This window comes from Streptomyces sp. NPDC059851 (assembly GCF_042732005.1).
Taxonomy (GTDB): domain Bacteria; phylum Actinomycetota; class Actinomycetes; order Streptomycetales; family Streptomycetaceae; genus Streptomyces.
The window spans coordinates 39,261-56,747 of sequence record NZ_JBHWJJ010000021.1 but is presented as its reverse complement, the minus strand read 5'-3'; the positions used below and the strand labels follow the sequence as shown (position 1 = coordinate 56,747).

General features: G+C 68.1%; 13 protein-coding genes and 2 pseudogenes. 10 read left to right on the top strand and 5 right to left on the bottom strand.

The genetic code is table 11. The annotated features are described in order from the left end of the window. Nucleotides 1-49 precede the first annotated feature (49 nt). The gene (locus tag ACFV7Q_RS10270; protein WP_385426211.1) at nucleotides 50-913 is read right to left on the bottom strand and encodes a peptidoglycan-binding protein; all 864 of its coding nucleotides are present in this window, start codon (nucleotides 911-913) and stop codon (nucleotides 50-52) included. A 186-nt stretch (nucleotides 914-1,099) separates the two neighbouring features. Between ACFV7Q_RS10270 and ACFV7Q_RS10265 the strand changes: the two genes are divergently transcribed. From ACFV7Q_RS10265 to ACFV7Q_RS10235, 7 genes are all read left to right on the top strand, one after another. Further along, entirely contained in the window at nucleotides 1,100-2,680 is a 1,581-nt protein-coding gene (locus tag ACFV7Q_RS10265) for a methylmalonyl-CoA mutase (protein ID WP_385426208.1), read from the top strand. 54 nt (nucleotides 2,681-2,734) lie between these two features. Further along, the gene (leuE, locus tag ACFV7Q_RS10260) at nucleotides 2,735-3,394 is read left to right on the top strand and encodes a leucine efflux protein LeuE (protein ID WP_385426205.1); all 660 of its coding nucleotides are present in this window, start codon (nucleotides 2,735-2,737) and stop codon (nucleotides 3,392-3,394) included. Nucleotides 3,395-3,811: 417 nt separating this feature from the next. After that, on the top strand, nucleotides 3,812-4,039 hold the full coding sequence (locus tag ACFV7Q_RS10255; protein WP_385426202.1) for a hypothetical protein: 228 nt from the start codon (nucleotides 3,812-3,814) through the stop codon (nucleotides 4,037-4,039). Beyond that, the gene (locus tag ACFV7Q_RS10250) at nucleotides 4,017-4,544 is read left to right on the top strand and encodes a DUF6879 family protein (RefSeq protein ID WP_385426200.1); all 528 of its coding nucleotides are present in this window, start codon (nucleotides 4,017-4,019) and stop codon (nucleotides 4,542-4,544) included. Before ACFV7Q_RS10255 ends, ACFV7Q_RS10250 begins: the two co-directional genes overlap by 23 nt. 13 nt (nucleotides 4,545-4,557) lie before the next feature. After that, nucleotides 4,558-5,406 carry a helix-turn-helix domain-containing protein gene (locus ACFV7Q_RS10245; RefSeq protein ID WP_385426197.1) on the top strand — a complete coding sequence of 283 codons (849 nt, stop codon included), beginning with the start codon at nucleotides 4,558-4,560 and terminating at the stop codon, nucleotides 5,404-5,406. Between the two features lie 683 nt (nucleotides 5,407-6,089). Continuing rightward, entirely contained in the window at nucleotides 6,090-6,530 is a 441-nt protein-coding gene (locus ACFV7Q_RS10240; protein WP_385426195.1) for a hypothetical protein, read from the top strand. A gap of 71 nt (nucleotides 6,531-6,601) precedes the next feature. Next, nucleotides 6,602-7,030, top strand: coding sequence for a hypothetical protein (locus ACFV7Q_RS10235; protein WP_385426192.1), 429 nt, complete (start codon nucleotides 6,602-6,604; stop codon nucleotides 7,028-7,030). A 75-nt stretch (nucleotides 7,031-7,105) separates the two neighbouring features. Here ACFV7Q_RS10235 and ACFV7Q_RS10230 read toward each other — a convergent pair whose 3' ends face one another. Both ACFV7Q_RS10230 and ACFV7Q_RS10225 read right to left on the bottom strand, forming a co-directional pair. After that, nucleotides 7,106-8,266: a phage major capsid protein gene (locus tag ACFV7Q_RS10230; RefSeq protein WP_385426190.1), complete on the bottom strand. Its 1,161-nt coding sequence runs from the start codon at nucleotides 8,264-8,266 to the stop codon at nucleotides 7,106-7,108. A gap of 2,431 nt (nucleotides 8,267-10,697) precedes the next feature. Beyond that, nucleotides 10,698-12,275 carry a recombinase family protein gene (locus tag ACFV7Q_RS10225; protein ID WP_385426187.1) on the bottom strand — a complete coding sequence of 526 codons (1,578 nt, stop codon included), beginning with the start codon at nucleotides 12,273-12,275 and terminating at the stop codon, nucleotides 10,698-10,700. A 33-nt stretch (nucleotides 12,276-12,308) separates the two neighbouring features. On the opposite strand from ACFV7Q_RS10225, the pseudogene ACFV7Q_RS10220 reads away from it, so the two are divergent. Beyond that, nucleotides 12,309-12,536 (top strand): annotated as a pseudogene (locus tag ACFV7Q_RS10220) (LysE family transporter); the annotation flags it as partial. 21 nt (nucleotides 12,537-12,557) lie between these two features. On the opposite strand, the gene ACFV7Q_RS10215 reads toward ACFV7Q_RS10220, so the two are convergent. Both ACFV7Q_RS10215 and ACFV7Q_RS10210 read right to left on the bottom strand, forming a co-directional pair. Then, nucleotides 12,558-13,991: a polysialyltransferase family glycosyltransferase gene (locus ACFV7Q_RS10215; protein WP_385426184.1), complete on the bottom strand. Its 1,434-nt coding sequence runs from the start codon at nucleotides 13,989-13,991 to the stop codon at nucleotides 12,558-12,560. Beyond that, on the bottom strand, nucleotides 13,991-14,965 hold the full coding sequence (locus tag ACFV7Q_RS10210) for a glycosyltransferase family 2 protein (protein ID WP_385426181.1): 975 nt from the start codon (nucleotides 14,963-14,965) through the stop codon (nucleotides 13,991-13,993). Before ACFV7Q_RS10210 ends, ACFV7Q_RS10215 begins: the two co-directional genes overlap by 1 nt. Nucleotides 14,966-15,237: 272 nt before the next feature. Here ACFV7Q_RS10210 and ACFV7Q_RS10205 point away from each other — a divergent pair, with 272 nt between their 5' ends. After that, entirely contained in the window at nucleotides 15,238-16,566 is a 1,329-nt protein-coding gene (locus tag ACFV7Q_RS10205; protein ID WP_385426303.1) for a DUF6716 putative glycosyltransferase, read from the top strand. A gap of 152 nt (nucleotides 16,567-16,718) precedes the next feature. Then, nucleotides 16,719-17,432, top strand: a pseudogene (locus ACFV7Q_RS10200) (cytidylyltransferase domain-containing protein); the annotation flags it as partial. Nucleotides 17,433-17,487 lie beyond the last annotated feature (55 nt).

The following is a 17,487-nucleotide window of genomic DNA, read 5'->3' as shown; positions in this document are numbered from 1 at the left end:
CCGAGTCCGGCCCCCCCGGGTCCGGACTCGGGCCGTCAGGCCCGGCGGCTCACCAGTAGACGACGACCTTGTCGCCGACCTTCACCTGGTCGAACAGCGCAGCTATCTTGCCCTTGTCGCGGACGTTCACGCATCCGTGCGAGGCGCCGTTGTAGCCGCGCGCCGCGAAGTCCGCCGAGTAGTGCACCGCCTGGCCGCCGCTGAAGAACATCGCGTACGGCATCGGCGTGTGGTAGAGCGTCGACGTCCAGTCCTTGGCCTTCCAGCCGACGCTGAACTCGCCCTCGCGGGTCGGGGTGTTCTCGGAGCCGAAGCGCACGTCCATGGTGGAGACGACCTTGCCGTCGATCATCCAGGCGAGCGTGCGGCTCTCCTTGCTGATGCACATGACGCGGCCCTGCATGCAGCGCGGGTCGGGCGCGTCGGCCTCGTTGACCTCCGGCGGGCGCAGCTCGTCGGCCGACGGCTTCTTGCTGGCGCCCTGGAGCTTCTTCCAGGTGGCCGCGTCGACCGAGCCGGTGGCGGGCAGGCCGTGCTTCGACTGGAAGGCCTTGACCGCGGAGGTCGTCTTCGTCCCGTAGAAGCCGGTGGGCTTCACCGACATGAACTTCAGCTGCTTCAGGCGGGCCTGGAGCTCGCGCACCTGGTCGCTGTCGTCGCCGTTCGCCATGATCGGCTTGACCGACGGGGAGGCCGAGGCCGACGGGGAGGCGGACTGCGACGGCGAGGCGGAGGGCGAGGCCTGCTTGTCGTCGGACGAGGGCGAGGCCGACGGGGAGGCGGCGGCCGGGGAGGCCGTGGCGACCGGTGAAGCGGAGCCGGCCGGCTCCGACTTCGGCCCGCACGCGGTCGCGGCGAGCGCGACGGCGGCGACTGCCCCGAGTGTGCGGACTATGACTCTCTGGCGGTGCATGTGCTGTCCCCCCGATTTCTGCGTCGTGTATCTAGCTAGGTGATGCCTGGCGGGCGTGGAGAGTTGCACTGGGTGCGGGGATGTTGCGCCATTGTGACCAGCAGCCGTCAGGGAGACGGCCGACAGCCGTCGCGGGGAAGGTTGTATCAGCCCCGGGTCCCTTTGCTCTACGGAGGGCTTGGTCACATGTCGAACACCGAGAGCGGCATCCCCATCGAACCGGTCTACGGCCCGGACGTTCTGACGGAGTGGGACCCGCGCACCAAACTGGGCGAACCAGGGGCGTATCCGTACACACGGGGGATCTACCCCTCGATGTACACCGGCAAGCCGTGGACGATGCGGCAGTACGCGGGCTTCGGGACGGCGGTCGAATCCAACGCCCGCTACCGGCAGCTCATCGCCGGCGGCGGCACCGGCCTGTCCGTGGCGTTCGACCTGCCGACGCAGATGGGGCACGACTCCGACGCGCCCCTCGCGCACGGGGAGGTCGGCAAGGTCGGCGTCGCCGTCGACTCGATCGACGACATGCGCGTGCTGTTCGCCGGGATCCCGCTCGACCGGGTGTCCACCTCGATGACCATCAACGCCCCGGCGGCCCTGTTGCTGCTGCTGTATCAGCTCGTCGCGGAGGAGCAGGGGATCGCGGGCGGGCAGCTGACCGGGACCGTGCAGAACGACGTGCTGAAGGAGTACATCGCCCGCGGGACGTACATCTTCCCGCCCGGGCCCTCGCTGCGGCTGACGGCCGACACCTTCCGGTACTGCCGGGCCGAGATCCCCCGCTGGAACACCATTTCCATCTCCGGCTACCACATGGCCGAGGCCGGGGCCTCACCCGCGCAGGAGATCGCCTTCACCCTGGCCGACGGGATCGCGTACGTGCGCACCGCGCTGGACGCCGGGATGGCCGTCGACGAGTTCGCCCCCCGCCTGTCGTTCTTCTTCGTCGCCCGCACCACCCTGCTGGAGGAGGTCGCCAAGTTCCGGGCCGCCCGGCGGATCTGGGCCCGCGTCATGCGGGAGGAATTCGGGGCAAAGGACCCCAAGTCGTTGATGCTCCGCTTCCACACCCAAACCGCCGGCGTCCAGTTGACGGCGCAGCAACCCGAGCTGAACCTCGTACGGGTGGCGGTGCAGGCCCTGGCTGCCGTGCTCGGCGGCACCCAGTCGCTGCACACGAACTCCTTCGACGAGGCCATCGCCCTGCCGACCGAGAAGGCCGCCCGGCTCGCCCTGCGCACCCAGCAGGTGCTGGCCCACGAGACGGACGTCCCGCACACCGTCGACCCGTTCGCCGGCAGTTACGCGGTGGAGCGGATGACCGACGAGGTGGAGGCGGCGGCGCTCGACCTGATGCGCCGCGTCGAGGACCTCGGCGGGGCGGTGGCCGCGATCGAGGCCGGCTTCCAGAAGGCGGAGATCGAGCGCAACGCGTACCGCATCGCCCGGGAGACGGACAGCGGCGAGCGGGTGGTGGTCGGGGTGAACCGCTTCGCACTGGCCGAGGAGGAGCCGTACGAACCGCTGCGCGTCGATCCGGCCATCGAGACCCGCCAGCGCGCGGCCCTCGCCGCACTGCGCGCCGAGCGGGACGGTGCGGCGGTGGCGGCGGCCCTGGCAGCCCTGCGCGAGGCCGCGGAGGGCACGGCGAACGTGCTCTACCCGATGAAGGAGGCCCTGCGCGCCCGGGCCACGGTCGGCGAGGTGTGCAACACCCTCAGGGAGGTCTGGGGAGCCTACGAGCCGGCCGAATCCCGCTGGTGACCGCATGGTGGAACACTCGTGCGACAGGAGCAACCCCATGGGACACTCCTGCCCATGCTGGGTGTCACCGATCTGCCGACCTACCTCGTCGGGCTCGTCCTGATCATCCTCCTGCCGGGGCCGAACTCCCTGTACGTGCTGTCCGTCGCCGCACGGCGCGGGGTGCGTACGGGATACAAGGCCGCCGCCGGGGTGTTCACGGGCGACGCCGTGCTCATGGCGCTCGCCGCCACCGGGGCCGGAGCCCTGCTCCAGGCCAGCCCGGTGCTGTTCGGGATCGTCAAGCTGCTCGGCGCCGGCTACCTGACCTGGCTCGCCGTCGGCATGCTGCGCGGTGCCTGGTCGCTGTGGCGTTCGCGGACCGGGCCGCAGGAGCAGCAGGGGTCCGCGCCCGCCGTGGAAGCGGATGCGGGCGAGGGCGAGCGGCCCTACCGCCGGGCCCTGCTGATCAGCGTGTTCAACCCGAAGGCCATCCTGTTCCTGGTCTCCTTCTTCGTGCAGTTCGTGTCAGAGTCCAACCCGATCGTGGGGTTCGTGACGCTGGGCGTCCTCCTCCAGATGGCGAGCGCGTTGTACCTGTCTGCGCTCATCTTCGGTGGGTCCCGTCTGGCTGCGGCGTTCCGTCGCCGGAGGAGGCTCAGCGCAGGGGCCACCTCGGCCGCCGGGGTGCTCTTCCTGGGGTTCGCCGCGAAGCTGTCTCTGGCAAGCGCGTAGGGGGCTGGCATGTCTCACCTTGACGACACTGCGGCCCTGTTCGCCCGCATGAGCCTCCAGGAGCAGCAAGAGGCACTGCGAGCCCTCGGCCTGCCCGAGAGGCCCCCCAAAGAGTCCCAGGAGCCCTCGAAGGTCACCCCGTTCTCTGCCCTTGTCAGCGCACCCAGCAGGCGGAAGCGGCAGCCACTCACCGTGAAGGCCGTGACCAGCCCTGAGACGCCCTGAGGCCCCAACCCTCTAGGTGTGTTGTCCGGACAGGTTGGTGACGCGGCTGGCGGGGGGTTCTGCTGTCCCCGGGCCGCTTCTGGCCAGACAGGGGCATCTGTCGCGCAAGTTCGTGCAAGTTTGGTGCGCCCGAGAGTGCCTGCGACGCAAGCTTGCACACAGAGATCGTCAGCCCCGAGCGAGGAGGACACCATGGCTCTGCACAAGCTTGGCAAGGACCCTGAGAGCAAGGACGGCGGCTCGCCCACGATCTACCTGGACGACGCCACTGACACGTACCTGGTCCAGGGGTTCAAGGTGACGGACGCGGAACGCAGGCAACTGATGGACATCCCCGACCATGAGGATGTCATCGAGCTGCCGCGACGCATGGTGCAGTTCTTCTTGGAGGTTAAGGGTGCCGACGGTCCCGTCGTTTGAGGAGCTTCTCGCTTCCACCGAGCACAGCGCGATCCATCTGGAGATGCGGGACGGCTACATGGAGTCCGACCCCAGCTTCATGGCCTGGAAGCAGGGCCTCCGCGACCTCCCCGAGGACAACGACCCTGAGATCCGCCACTGGCTGAAGTGGGTCCGCAAGGCCACGGACAGGGGCGTGTCCATCCGCCGAGCCCGGGTGTTCTCCGTCCCGGAATCGGACTACCTCCGGTTCGAGCACCACGTCTCGGACGCCAACGTGAAAGCTGGGGAGGAGATCCGGTGGCTTCCGCGCCGCAACGCTACTGACATCGCCTTCCCGGGGAACGACTTCTGGGTTTTCGACAACAAGACCGTTCTCGTCCTGCACTTCGACGGGAACGGCGAGAGCGCCCCGGGCGACTGGTTGGAGATCACCCAGGACCCGACGATCCTGAAGCTGTGCGTGGGCGCGTTCGAAGCCGTCTGGGAACGCGCCACGCCGCACTCGGAGTACCAGCCCACCTGACGCCTGCCCGCCCGTGAACACGTCACCTTCATCAGCAGTCCAAGACGCCCGTGCTGCCCTCGGCAGGCGGCTGCGAGACATTCGCAAGCCGACCGGCCTGACAGCGCGGGCGCTGGCTGCGCGTGCGGGTTGGAGCGAGTCCAAGGCCTCTCGCATTGAGAACGGCAAGACTCCGCCCTCAGACCAAGATCTCCTTGCCTACGTCACCATCTGCGGCGTCCCGGAAGACTACGAAGACCTACGCGCCACGGCCCAGGGCATCGACGAGATGTACGTGGAGTGGAAGCGATTGCAGCGCGCCGGCCTCAAGCACGCCCAAGAGGCCCACGTTCCCCTGTACGCCCGGACAAGCCGTTTCCGCATCTACGAGCCCGGGGTGATCCCGGGCCTGCTTCAGACGGCCGACTATGCGACCGCCGTCATGAAGCGGATCGTGGCGTTCAGGCAGATCCCGGACGATGTTGAAGCAGCGGTCAAGGTGCGCATGCTGCGCCAGCGCTACCTACATGACGCCCATCGGCACTTCGGGATCGTGCTGGAGGAGTCGGCGTTGCGCTCCCGTTTCGGTGGCCCGGACGTCATGGCTGCCCAGCTCGGACACCTCCTCCAAATCGCCGTGCTGCCTAACGTCAGCCTCGGCGTGGTCCCCATGAGCGCCGAACGGGTCATGTGGCCCGTTGAAGGCTTCTGGATCTACGACGACAACCAAGTGATCATCGAGCTAGCCACGGCGCAGGTGACCGTGAAGCAGCCCAGCGAGATCGAGACGTACGCCCACATGTTCGCTGAGCTAGCCAAACTTGCCTGCCATGGGCGGCCCGCACGCGCATTGATCGCGGAAGCCATCGCCGCACTCGGGTGATTCCCTGCAAGGTCGTGCAAGTTCGTTGAGGCCGTCTTAGCCCGCTTCCTAGGGTCATGACATCGACCGGGAAGTCATCGGGAGGGGTGCGTGATGGCAGCCAGTACGGACAGCTTCGAGTACGTGACGTACACCGCAAAGCGCGAGACGTGTCCGTCTTGCAGCATGCCCATCCCCTTTCAGCAGCTTGCCCGACGGGGAATGCTCGGGCAGAAGGACGGCCCGCCGAAAGTCGCCTACTGGCACACCCGGTGCGTCAACGAGGACGGGTCGCGCCGATGACGCGCTCAGTCCTCCGGTACACCGAGCACCGAATCATCAGAGACCCCGAATCCACGCCCACCGTGGTTGCGAGCTGCCTCTACGAGGGCTGCGGCTGGGCTGCCGTTCCCGGCCCCGACGTGGCCGACGTGGATCGGCAGTGCATGACCCACACGGGCCTCAATGCCGGTCACGGCCGCTTCCTTCGAGGGTTCGAGGACATCGCCCTTGTTCACCGGGTCGCCACGACCTGACACAGACCCCCGCCCGTCAGGGCGGGTTGCAGGGCACGCCACGGCAGAAGGGGGTGATCTGAGATGCGCGTTATCGACCCGGGCGACAAGTCCGGCGGCACGGGTGGGGACCAGTTCCCGCCACCGCCCGCGGCCTGACCCTCACCCATCGACAGAAGGAGTCACACGATGACGACCATGGTCGAAAGCCCCGCCGCCGTACGGCGCGGGCGGGACCTCGTCAGTCCCGAACTGTTCGAGAAGGTGTCCGAGTTCTGCGCGGAGGAGTACGGGCACGAACTGTCCACGGCCCGCAACATCGTGGACCAGGCCCTGGCCTTCCTCAAGGTCATGGGTGACACCCACGCGTTCGACATGACCCCGTCCCAGGTCGTTGACCCGGGCTGGCACTCGTTCGCGCTCCACACCCGCGCCTACGCCGCGTGGTGCCAGGAACAGTTCGGCTACTTCCTGGACCACGAACCGAAGGCCACGGTCCGCACACGCCCGCTCATCGGCTCCGTGGTGGAGCGGGTCAAGGCGGCCGGCTTCTACGTCGACGAGCGGATGTGGGGCGCCGCGAAGGACTGCAACCCCCCGGCCTGCTGCGGCGACGGCGACGGCTGCTGATCCCCTCGAACGAAGTAGGACCCGGGCACGTCACAGGTGCCCGGGTCCTACCCTGAGCAAAGGTACCGCCCATGGCATCCGACGAGGGTTTGACCGGGAGCAGCAGGGTCACCGTATTCGCCATGTTCGGCGTGGTCTTCGGCTACGCCGTGCACCACCTGGACGACCGGCGGATCGGAGACGTGGCCATCGTCGGCCCGCTGACACCCGGTGTCGAGTGGGGGCGCCTGTGGCAGATGGCCCGCAACTGCGGCCGACCCACGGCCGGCGAGACCGAGCTCGCCCAATGGGTGCTCACCCAGGCCACCCGGGCGTTCGTGTGTGGCAGCGACCGCATCACGCAGTTCGACCACCAGGGGTGGAAGCTGGAGCCCGGCGGCAAGCGCGTCCGATTCGACGCGACGTACGCCAACCGCGACCACCTCTGGACCGGGAACCTGACCGTGGAAGGGCTCACCCCGGACCAGGTGGCGGAGCGCCCGACGCTCTACACCGCCTGACCACGGTTCTGTGCGCTGAAATGCGAAGAATCCCCCGCACCCTTCTCGGGTACGGGGGATTTACTTGCAATTGGCCTAGGAAGCGGCAGCCTTCACGATCTGGACGGAGGCAGGCTCGGCGAGGGAAACGCCTGCCATGCGCATGGTGAGCTTGAAGCCGACCTGATCCGAGGCGAAGCGAGCGTCCTCACTGACTCTCACCTGAGCCGTCCGGCGTACGCCGACCACGATGCGGGATGCGTCAGCAACCGCAACGGTCTTGGGCGCAAGAAAGCCGCTGACCAGAACGGGGAGTCCCCATGCGGTCGTAGCCGGGGAATCGGTCGGCTGGCCACCCTGGTAGGTGCCAGAGCCGTTCGCCTTTTCCTTGCGGAGAGCCGCAGCCATATCGGTAGAAGCCCATACGACCGAGGGGCGCCCATTCGTGGCCTCGATTCTGGCCACGGCGTCCGCCAGGTCGTCATACGTGACAGTGACCTTTCCGGCTCCCAGGGTCGTAGTCACACCCTGGGAAACAATTCCCTTGATCGGGTTGGCGCCCGATCCGGTGAACGCGTCCGCATCGAACTTCAGGGAAGCGTCACGCAGGAGGTTGTCGGCGATGATCCGCCGGAGGTCAAGCGCCGAGTCTTCCAGCACCTCGGTACCGGCCCACTGAATTTCACCGATCTTCTTTGCAGTGAACTTGACCTCACCCCACACCATCTGACCTTCCGAGATGGGCTGCCCTTCGGCTGCATAGTCAGCACCCGTGGAAGAGACCAGCTGCGGGACGGAGAGGGTGTCCGAAGTGAATGGAATGATGCTGCCGGCGGGGAGGCCGCGCAGGAAAGTTGAATTCACCTTCAAGGCGTCGATGTACTTGGAGGAAACCTGATCGGGCACCGTGTAACCGCCGTCACCGGGAATACCCTCAGAGATCAGCGTCCGATACTCATTGAGCGAGGGCAGCAGCCCGCGCCACTCGTCCGACTCGCAGTGTGCGATCTGGCCAGGGGACAGCATGCCAGCGTTCCGGCCAGCCATAGACCGAACCTCGGCCTCGCGCTCGCTACGCTCGACGGCCTCTCGGGCCTCGGCCTCAAGCCGCATGATTTCACGGTCCATGCGCTCTACACGCTCGCGCTTCTCCACCCCGGAAAGAGCAGTGTCAGCCTCTACTGAACGCATCTCCGTAATCAGCTTCGAGCGGTCTTCAAGAAAGGCCTTAGCCTGCCGGTTGTAAACATCAGTCATCGACATTAGTATTCCTCATCAAGTACAGGGACAGAGTAAAAACGCCGCTTCATACCGCGGAAGCGTCGGCCAGCCTGCGCCGCTCTGCGCGACGCTCATACTGGATCCGCTGCCGAGAGCGTCTGGCAGCGCCGCGGCATGCGTTTCCGCAATACCTCGGCGGAGCACCTGGGCCGAGTTCGCGCACAAAGACTTCGGAGCAGTGCCAGCAATTCAAATGAACAGTCATGTTTCCCCTTCGCGGGCATGGCCTCGTACCGGCACTGGAGTACGAGAAAGGCGCGGCCTCCGGTGGAGCAATCCGGAGGCCGCGCCAGACTCTGACCCTGCACCTAGTATTGAAGGGGTTCCCTAGTGGGTTCCTTCGGCATTTATAGACCTGTTAAGCGACGGAATCCCTTACAGCCGCCAGCATTCGCTGTCGCTCGTACTGGACTTCAGCCGAAACTTCGCCCAGGCCGTCGAGGCCGCCCGTCAGAAGACAGTCGGCCCAAGCCTCCATCTCGGAGGCGTACACCTGCCCCCAAGGCGCCATGAACGCCCCCTCGGCCCCCGAGGCCGGCCCGGGCTCCATAAGCGGCGTAGGCGCCTCTCCGCGGGCCTTCGCGCGGACGGTGCGCTTACGTTCCCGCTCCCGAGCCTTCAGGCACTCAGGCGCCCCGCACGTCGCCTTCACGTTCCCGTTTCGGGCCCTGGCCAATAGTCGGGTACGGCAATACGGGCATCGCTTCACTGTTGATCTCCTATCCATGGTTGAGGACAGTCGCCCTCCGAATGTCCCTCGGCATGTCCCTAGGCATGCCGTACGAATCCGTGCCCTGACGTGCAGATACGCAATAATCCACTGCCCACGCTGTCCGATGTCCTCAGGCATGCGAAAAGAGGGAAAGACGCGGGTGCAGAAAGGCGCGTTCAGACTTTCGGATCCCCCCTCCCCGGTGTTTCGCGGCTACTGCGGCTTCCTGCGGGGCCGCGAGGGCCCGCGCGCAGCGCGAGCGAGGATCAGGACTTAAGTTCCCACCCTTCGGCCCGTACGGGGCCGCGTGCGCCTTCTTCGACTGAGAGGCTGCGAAAAGACAGGGGGCACCCTTTCGGGGGCCCGGCGCAGAACACAGTTTTTCGCCTTCGCCACTGAAAGACTCCGAAGGCCTACAGGCCGAAGGAGTCTTTCGCTCCGCTTGCTCCGCAGCTGCGCTTTCTGCCTTGGCTGAGTCAGGCCCCGTTAGGGAGCCTGGCTGTCCGGGTCTGTCGACCGGCCAGGGGATTAGCTGCGAGCTTGCGAGTAGCTAACAGACCCCGAAGGGGTCTGTAGTTCTTAGTTCCTAGTTACGTCTCAAAGATCCTGGGAGTCTGAGACAGGAAAGCTGAATACATGAGACAGCAAGGCCGCTGCTATGACACAGCGGCTCTACTGCTCTATCTCATCTGGGCACCCCTGTGAGACAGGGGGCTACACAGGGAGATACGGGTTATGGGCCACAGCCGCCTTAACGGCTGCATCGTAGGAGCCATACTCCGGCTTCCATTGCTGCTGCCGTTCGGCCGGGGCCGACAGGAACACCGCCTGAGCCTCCCAGCTCATTTCATCCCAATTGAGCGAGCGGGGATCATTCGGTGCGGGCCCACTGAGCGGCCCTGGAATACCCGCAGGGTGCCTTTCGGCTGCCTCAGCCGGCCGAGATGCCCGAGAGGTGCCAGAAAGGCCCTGAGGGGCCTTCTCTGCTTTCTCGCCAGGGATGGCGATTCGGTACGTCGTGGCGATTCCTCGCGACCCTTGACGGGCCACGGAGAGATACCCGAGGTTCACCGCTGTGTGCAGCCATCGACTGGCCTTCGACCTGTCGACGCCGGTTGCCTCTTGGATACGGTCCAGCGTGGGCCGTATCTCCTCCCCCCACGTCCCCCAGCGGGTACCGACCGCTATGAGGAAGCGCGTGAAGTTGGGCCACGCGTCTTTGCGCGTGAGTCTGTGCGCCTTGAGAGCGTCGGCCCCGGGAGCCTCGGCCGTGGCAAGGGCGAAGACCCATGCGCCGTGTCGTGCCTTGGCGGCATCGGAGCGATTAGCCATGCGGGTACCGACGTGTCCTCTCTGACAGGTGCTGGCTGAGTTCTACCGCCGATGGGGTGGCGAAATCCATGTTGATCAAGCCCGACGGGGCGTGGTGTTGCCCACGCGTTTAAACGGTGGTGGCGTTTGAACGTAGTGCTTGACTTCGCCAGAGGGTGGCGATGCAAGGTTCCGTCATTACTGGTGCCCGGCGCAGGGTCTCGGCGCCGAAAGGGGGCGTATGCGTGTTGTAACCGTTATCCAGGATCAGGACGGTAACCGAAGAGTGGTCGCCGATGTCGTTTATCCCCCCGAGAGTTGAAAACAGAAATGCCCCCTCCTTCCGGAGGGGGCATTTCTGTTTGACGGAGTGCGCCGGTGTCGCTAACTCCAGTTGTTGTCCATTCTGATCAATCGCTTCTTGACGTCGTGCGGAATGATCAACTTGCCCACTAGTTCCCCATCGTCCTGTTTTCCAAGTTCGAAGGTTATTCCAGCACTCAGTAGATCTTTCTCCATGGCCTCTACGCCACCGGTCTTCCAATGTTGGCTGTAGGTCATGCCGGTGCTTTCGTAGACCCACCGATCTTTTGTGGACTCCGGGTCGATCTTCGTCAATTCCTTCATGAGGGCGTCTAGCGTGGTCTCTGCCTTCTCGCGAATGAATCCGGCCTTATCGAACCTTCCGCCAGGCTCCAGCCCAGACATGTAGTAGGCGATGGAATCTTCCAGTCGCTTGCGCTCACGCCTGTTCTCGTCGCCTCGGGCGTACTCGCGCCGGATCACCTCGAAATCACCCAGGGCCTCAAAGACGGCCTGTGCCAGAGCCGAGTACACATGCTCAGGATCCGGTGTGACGAATCCGGGCTTCCGGCACTCGGGGCATCGCAGGTATCGATACTCTTTTACTTCGCCGGTAGTAATTGTTTTGTAGCTGTTCGATTCGTTGACGTTCCTGCCGCACTGGTGCTTAATAACGCCGAGGAACCTAGTGGGACGGCGATTCTTCTCATGGTGGCGCTTGTTCTTCGAGCGGGTAGCAAGTGCTGCTTGTACGCCCTCGAATTCTTCATCAGTCAGGATCGGTTCATCCGTGACCCTGATTTCCTGCCCTTGCTTGTCTAGCACCGGCGTAGATTTGTAGGCGCCCGCCTTCGTTCCCCCCTCAGTGCGAAGCCCCTTGACGGCGGGATTCCTAAGGGTCCTGAGAACCTGCTGATTGTTCCACTTCCCGTTGCTGTAGGTTGCGACCTTGGCCCTGTCTAGAACCTTAGCAATTCGGTTTGCCGGAACCCCCCGCATTGCAGCGTGGTACATGTAGCGCACTGCCCGGGCCTGCCTGGGATCTTGCACTAGGCGGAGTTTCCCGCCCACCCTGGCAGTCTTGTAGCCATAGGATGGCTTACCAATACGCCATTGGTCCTGCTGCTTAGTGTATTCCCAGTGGGATGAAACGCGGGTCTTGGTGTTGGCGGCTTCAATCTCTGCGACTGCCGCGACGAATGTCACCATTGCCTGAGCGATGGGAGATGACAAGTCGAGCGTGTCATTCAGAGAAATCAGGTTCTTCCCGAACTTCTCGCACCACTTGATGACCTCATGTAGGTCAGAAATGCGCCTGATGAACCGGTCCAACTTCCAAAACAGAATGAGGTCGAACTCTGGGATGCGGTTGTTGAGCCAGTCCCCGAGTTCCTTCCGCTCCCAAGGCGCCTTCTTGGTTGCGGACACTCCGAGGTCCCTGGCCACGCCGACGACCCTGACACCCTCTCGGATGGCATGGCGACGAAGGTCAAGCTCCTGCCGCGCCGGGCTGGTGGTGTCCTCCGTGAGGATCGACAGTCGCACCGACAGAAGTCCACGGGGCGCGCCCTCCGGCAGCGCCTCGTTCCTGGCCTGAAGTTCGGCCAGCTCTGCCAGTTCCTCGGCGGTCCACTCGGGAGCGGTCTTCGTAGCGGTCATGGGCGCGAAGCGTACAGGCGGTTGGATTCTGGCGCCTTCTTCGTGCAGTTCGTCGACCCGGCCTACGCCTACCCGGCGCTCTCCTTCCTCCTGCTGGGCACCCTGCTCCAGCTCGGCAGCTTCCTGTACCTGACGCTGCTGATATTCGGCGGCACCCGGCTGGCCGCGGCCTTCCGCCGGCGCAGGCGCCTGTCGGCCGGGGCCACCTCGGCCGCCGGGGTGCTCTTCCTCGGCTTCGCCGCGAAGCTCGCCACCGGTTAGCGGCAGCAGGCCGGCCCCGGGTCAAGAACGCGCCGCGCGCAGGCGGCGCAGCCGGCGGACCACGCGGCGCACCGCCGGGTTCTGCGGCAGGAACGCCAGGCCGGCAGGGATGCCGCCGGGCAGTCCGAGGGAGGTCAGCCGGCGGCGCGTGACGTAGCCGCGGGTGCGCCGGTCCGGGTCCGCGGCCAGGTGGCGCTCGGCCTCGGCACGGCGCTCGGCCAGGATCTGCGGCTGCATGGCGTAGCCGACCGCGGTGACCAGCCCGGCCAGCCGGCTGCGGACCTGCTCCGGGCCGGGGGCCGCCCAACCGGCGACGGCGGCGGCGTCCGCGAGGTCGGGCAGCAGGGCGTCCACCACCGTCAGCGGGATCCGGTTGCTGTTCTGGTACGGGGTCAGGCGGGCCAGCACGGCCCCGGTGCCGGTGCGCGCGACGGGCAGCCCGTACAGCGTGGCGGCCGTGAGCAGTCCGGTGGAGAAGCAGCCGACGACCAGGGCCGGGCGCAACCGCTGGTACAGGCATTCGGCCAGGACCGGGGCGGAGACGACGGTGAACCGGGCCCCGAGCCGCTCGGCCTCGGCGGCGGCCCTCCCGGAGTACTCGGCGGGGGCGCTGGGGTGGGGTTTGAACACCAGCTCGCGGTGGCCGAGGGCGTGCGCCCCGCGGACCATGCCCACGTGCAGGTCCTCCTCTTCCTGTAGGGAGAGCAGGTCGAGCGCGGACAGGTACTGGCCCAGCAGCAGCGCCGGCCCCTCCCCGACCCCGGCCAGCTCGGGCGCCCCGGCCGGGAGCCCGTCGAGGACCTTCAGCAGGGCGTCGGTCGGCAGCAGCTCCGCGGGCACGCCGAACTCGGTGAGCAGCAGCGGCTCCAGCCCGGGCACGAGGTCCGGGTGGAGCACGCGGCGCACGCGGGTGCCGATCTGGGCGTCGAGGCGGAAGCGGGTGGGGCCGTAGCTCATCAGCCCGTCGGCGTACACGTCGACGGCGGCGCCGGGGAAGAGCAGGCACAGGGCGCGGGCGGGCGGCACCTGGAGTGACTCCACGATGAGCTCGACGCGGTCCTCGCCCAGACCCCACAACGCGCGCAGCTGCCGCTCCCACAGGGGGACGTCCTCGGGGCGCGGGGTCCAGGAGCTGGGGTGCAGCGGGGCGATGACCGCGTTCCAGTCGATGACCTCGTCGAAGCGGGTGCGCAGCACGTCGAAGCCGGGCATGCCGGTCAGGCCGGGGGACACCTCGGCGGCGAGGGCGTGGTTGCTGGTCAGCAGGATGCGGCGGTGGGCGGGAGGGAAGCAGCCCGCGTCGATCCCGGCGGCGAGGGTGGCCGTGCCGTAGAGGGTGGAGGCGAGGAAGACCTGCGTGCAGGGAACGGTGCCGGTGCCGGCAAGGGGGCCGGGTCCTGGGCCGGGTCCTGGGCCGGGTCCGGGGACGGGTCCGACGGGTCGGGGAGCGGGCATCAGACGGCCCCCCTGCCGCTGCGCAGGCGGCGCAGGCGGCGCAGCAGGGTGCTGCGCGCCGGGTCCATCGCGTCCAGGGCCTGGTCCAGCAGCTCGGGGGGCATGCGCTGCAGGGCGCCCGCGCTCATGAGTCGGAGTTTCTCGGCCACGGGTGGTTCGAACCTTTCGATGGACCCGACGTGGTGCGCGATAATTGCACAATATGTTCGGACGGCTTTCGGGAGCAGCAGTTCGAAATCGGGATCGGCTGCGGTGTCGTCCAGCACTTGATCGAATGCCCGGATGAAATCGAGCTGCCGCTCGTCCTTGATCTGCGTCAACGAGGTCGAAATGCCGCGCCGGTAGAAGACCCCGGGCAGTCCGACCGCGGCGAAGGACCGCGCCCGGCGGTGCAGCCGCCAGATCCACGGCCGGTCCTCCGCCGTGCGCAGCCCGTCCGTGAAGTGCAGCAGCCCCTGGTCCAGCAGCCGCCGGTGGTACATGCCGGCCCAGGCGTACGGGTAGTCCACGCAGGTCGACCGGGTGGCGGGCAGGATCCCGGCGCGCGGATCGGCGGGCACGCGTTGGGGCCCGTACGGGACGTGCCGGACCGCGCGCGTCCGGCCGGTCACCGTGACGTGGTCGGTGCGGACGAAATCGCAGTTCAAAGCCTCCATCACGGCCAGGGTGCGGGCCAGGTGGCCGGGGGCCAGCCAGTCGTCGCCGTCCAGGAAGGCGACGTACTCGCCGCGGGCCGCGTCCAGGCCGGTGTTGCGGGCGGTGGCCAGACCGCCGTTCCGCTCGCGCACGAGGTGCACCGCCCCCGGCAGCTCGCGCGCCGCCCGCTCCAGGAGCGCGGGCGTCCCGTCCGTCGAGCAGTCGTCGACCAGGAGGAACTCGAAATTTTCGCACGCATTGAGTTCGAGGCTCTTCAGGGCATCCGGCGCGTATGTCTGCACGTTGTAGAACGGCACGACAACAGAGAGCTTGGGCACCTGTGAGACATTAAGACGCCGTGCGGCATTCACCGTGACCCGTGTGCGTATTTCGCGTGAACGGCGCGGGGCGGGCGCGTTAACCGGGGCGGATTCGTATTTCGTCGACGGCCTGTTAACCCGATGTTGTGCGGTCGTTGGGCCTATCTGCGAAATCCCCGAATAACTTCTGCCGGGTGCCAGTCAGCAATCGCGCAGACACCATCGCATCCCTTGCGCCCCGTGCGTCCCATGCGTCATGCACGCCTCGCACCGGCCCCTCCGTCGCCGTCCTGGCGGATTCCGACACGCGCTGGAAATGGGGTGCCTCCACCGCCCGCCGCCTCGTACCCCACCACGCCGGACTCACCGGGTACCTGTTGCGCGGCCGGGCCACCCCGACCGCCCGCCAGCTCGGCGAGGTCGGGGTCCGGGCCGACCGGCTCGCCGAGGTGACCTGCCCCGAGTTCCTGGCCGCCCTGGAGCGCGAACGCCCCGACGTGGTGGTCCTCGCCCTCGTCGGCGGCGCCGTCCAGGCCGTCCTGCACGGGGCCCGCGCCCTGTGGCCCGAGCCGGCCGCCCGCCCCGTCCTCGTCACCGGCTACGTGGGCGTCGTCTACGAGAAGCTCGCCGACGGGCTCCTGCTGAGGCACGGCGCCGACCTCGTACTCGCCAACTCCCGGCACGACGCGGAACGCTTCCGCGCCGTGTACGAGGGCGTCGGAGCGGACGCGGACTCCGTCACGCAGACGGCCCTCCCCTTCCTCGCCGACGCGGGCCCCGGCGGCACCCACCGGCCGGCGGGTGCGGCGCCGAGCCGGGCCCTGCGGGTCGTCTTCGCGGTCCAGCCGTCGGTCCCCCAGAGCCGCGAGGACCGGGCCTACCTGCTCGGGCGGGCAGCCGGCCACGCCCGACTGCACCCGGACCGCGAGGTGCTCGTCAAGCTGCGCAGCCGTCCCGGGGAGCACACCACGCACCTGGAGGAGCAGCCGTACCAGCGGCTCGCCGAGCGGATCCCCGGCGGGCTGCCCCCGAACTGCCGGCTGGCCTACGGGAACATGGGCGAGATCCTGGACGGCACGGACCTGCTGGTCACGGTCTCCTCCACGGCCGCGCTGGAGTCCCTGCACCGGGGCGTCCCGACCGCGGTCCTCACCGACCTCGGCATCCGCGAGGCCCTGGGCAACCACCACTTCCTCGGCTCGGGCTGCCTCGCCTCCTGGGACCAGCTGGACTCCGGGCTGCTACCGCAGCCCGACCCGTCCTGGCTCGCCGAGCACGGAGTGCCGGCCGGCCCCGCCGCCGTCGCCGACTCGACCGCGCCCCCGGACCCGTACGCCGCCGCCCGGGCCCGGGTCGCCGAGCTCGCCGCCCGACCGTGGCTCCCGCCGGTCGACCCGTACTACACCCGGACCACCGCCCCGGGTTACCTCCCCGGGATCCTCGCCCGCCAGCACCTCGCCCCCGACGGGACCCCGCTGCCCGGCACCCTCCGCGACGCGGCCGGTGAGTCCCGGCTGCGGCGGTTGCTGCGGCGGCACCTGCGGGAGGCCGCCCGCGGGGCCTACCGGCACGGGGTGCAGCGCGTGGCCCCGGTGATCCGCCGGCTGGGGGAGCTGTGAGCACCCGAGCCGCCGCCCCGACCGCCCCGCCCGCGGCCGCGACCGCGTCCACCCCGACCGCGTCCGCCCCCGCCGGCCCGCCCGCGCCCCGCACCGAGCGGGACCACGAGCGGGACCACGGGCGGGCCGTCCCCAGCAAGCGGGTCCTCGCGGTGATCCCGGCCCGCGGCGGCTCCAAGGGGGTTCCGGGGAAGAACCTCGCCGAAGTGGGCGGCGTACCGCTCGTCGCCCGGGCCGTGGCCGCCTGCCGGGGCGCGGCCACCGTCACCGACGTGGTGGTCTCCACCGATTCCGAGGCCGTCGCCGAAGCCGCCCGCACCGCCGGGGCCCACGCGCTGCGCCGGCCCGCGGCCCTCTCCGGGGACACCGCGACCAGCGAGGCCGCCGTGCTGCACGCCCTCGACTCCTTCGAGGAGCTGCACTCCCTGGCCGTGGACGTGGTCCTGCTCGTCCAGTGCACCAGCCCGTTCATCGCCTCCTCGGACGTCGAGTCGGTCGCCGCCGCCGTCGCCTCCGGCGCGGCCGACACCGCCCTCACCGTCGCCCCCTTCCACGGCTTCCTGTGGCGGGAGACGCCCCCGCCGGCCCCCGGCTCCGGCAGCGACGACCCCGGCGCGACGGGCGTCAACCACGACCGGTCCGTGCGCCCGCGCCGCCAGGACCGGCCGCAGGACCTGCTGGAGACCGGCGCCGCCTACGCCATGGACGCCGCCGGCTTCCGCCGGGTCCGGCACCGCTTCTTCGGCCGCACCCTCCCCGTCACCACGGACCCCGCCCGCGTCCTGGAGATCGACGACCCGCACGACCTGGCGCGGGCGCGCCTCCTCGCCCCGCTCCTCGACGACACCCCTTCCCCTTCCCCCTCCCCCTCCTCGTTCCCGGTCCCCCCGCCGGCCCCCTGACGCTCCGCACCCCGCACCC

Excerpts from the sequence above, each read along its gene's own strand:
- ACFV7Q_RS10215 (WP_385426184.1), bottom strand. The coding sequence starts at position 13,991 with ATGCCCGCTCCCCGACCCGTCGGACCCGTCCCCGGACCCGGCCCAGGA.
- ACFV7Q_RS10265 (WP_385426208.1), top strand. The coding sequence starts at position 1,100 with ATGTCGAACACCGAGAGCGGCATCCCCATCGAACCGGTCTACGGCCCG.
- ACFV7Q_RS10230 (WP_385426190.1), bottom strand. The coding sequence starts at position 8,266 with ATGACTGATGTTTACAACCGGCAGGCTAAGGCCTTTCTTGAAGACCGC.
- ACFV7Q_RS10255 (WP_385426202.1), top strand. The coding sequence starts at position 3,812 with ATGGCTCTGCACAAGCTTGGCAAGGACCCTGAGAGCAAGGACGGCGGC.
- ACFV7Q_RS10235 (WP_385426192.1), top strand. The coding sequence starts at position 6,602 with ATGGCATCCGACGAGGGTTTGACCGGGAGCAGCAGGGTCACCGTATTC.
- ACFV7Q_RS10270 (WP_385426211.1), bottom strand. The coding sequence starts at position 913 with ATGCACCGCCAGAGAGTCATAGTCCGCACACTCGGGGCAGTCGCCGCC.
- ACFV7Q_RS10240 (WP_385426195.1), top strand. The coding sequence starts at position 6,090 with ATGACGACCATGGTCGAAAGCCCCGCCGCCGTACGGCGCGGGCGGGAC.
- ACFV7Q_RS10225 (WP_385426187.1), bottom strand. The coding sequence starts at position 12,275 with ATGACCGCTACGAAGACCGCTCCCGAGTGGACCGCCGAGGAACTGGCA.
- leuE (WP_385426205.1), top strand. The coding sequence starts at position 2,735 with ATGCTGGGTGTCACCGATCTGCCGACCTACCTCGTCGGGCTCGTCCTG.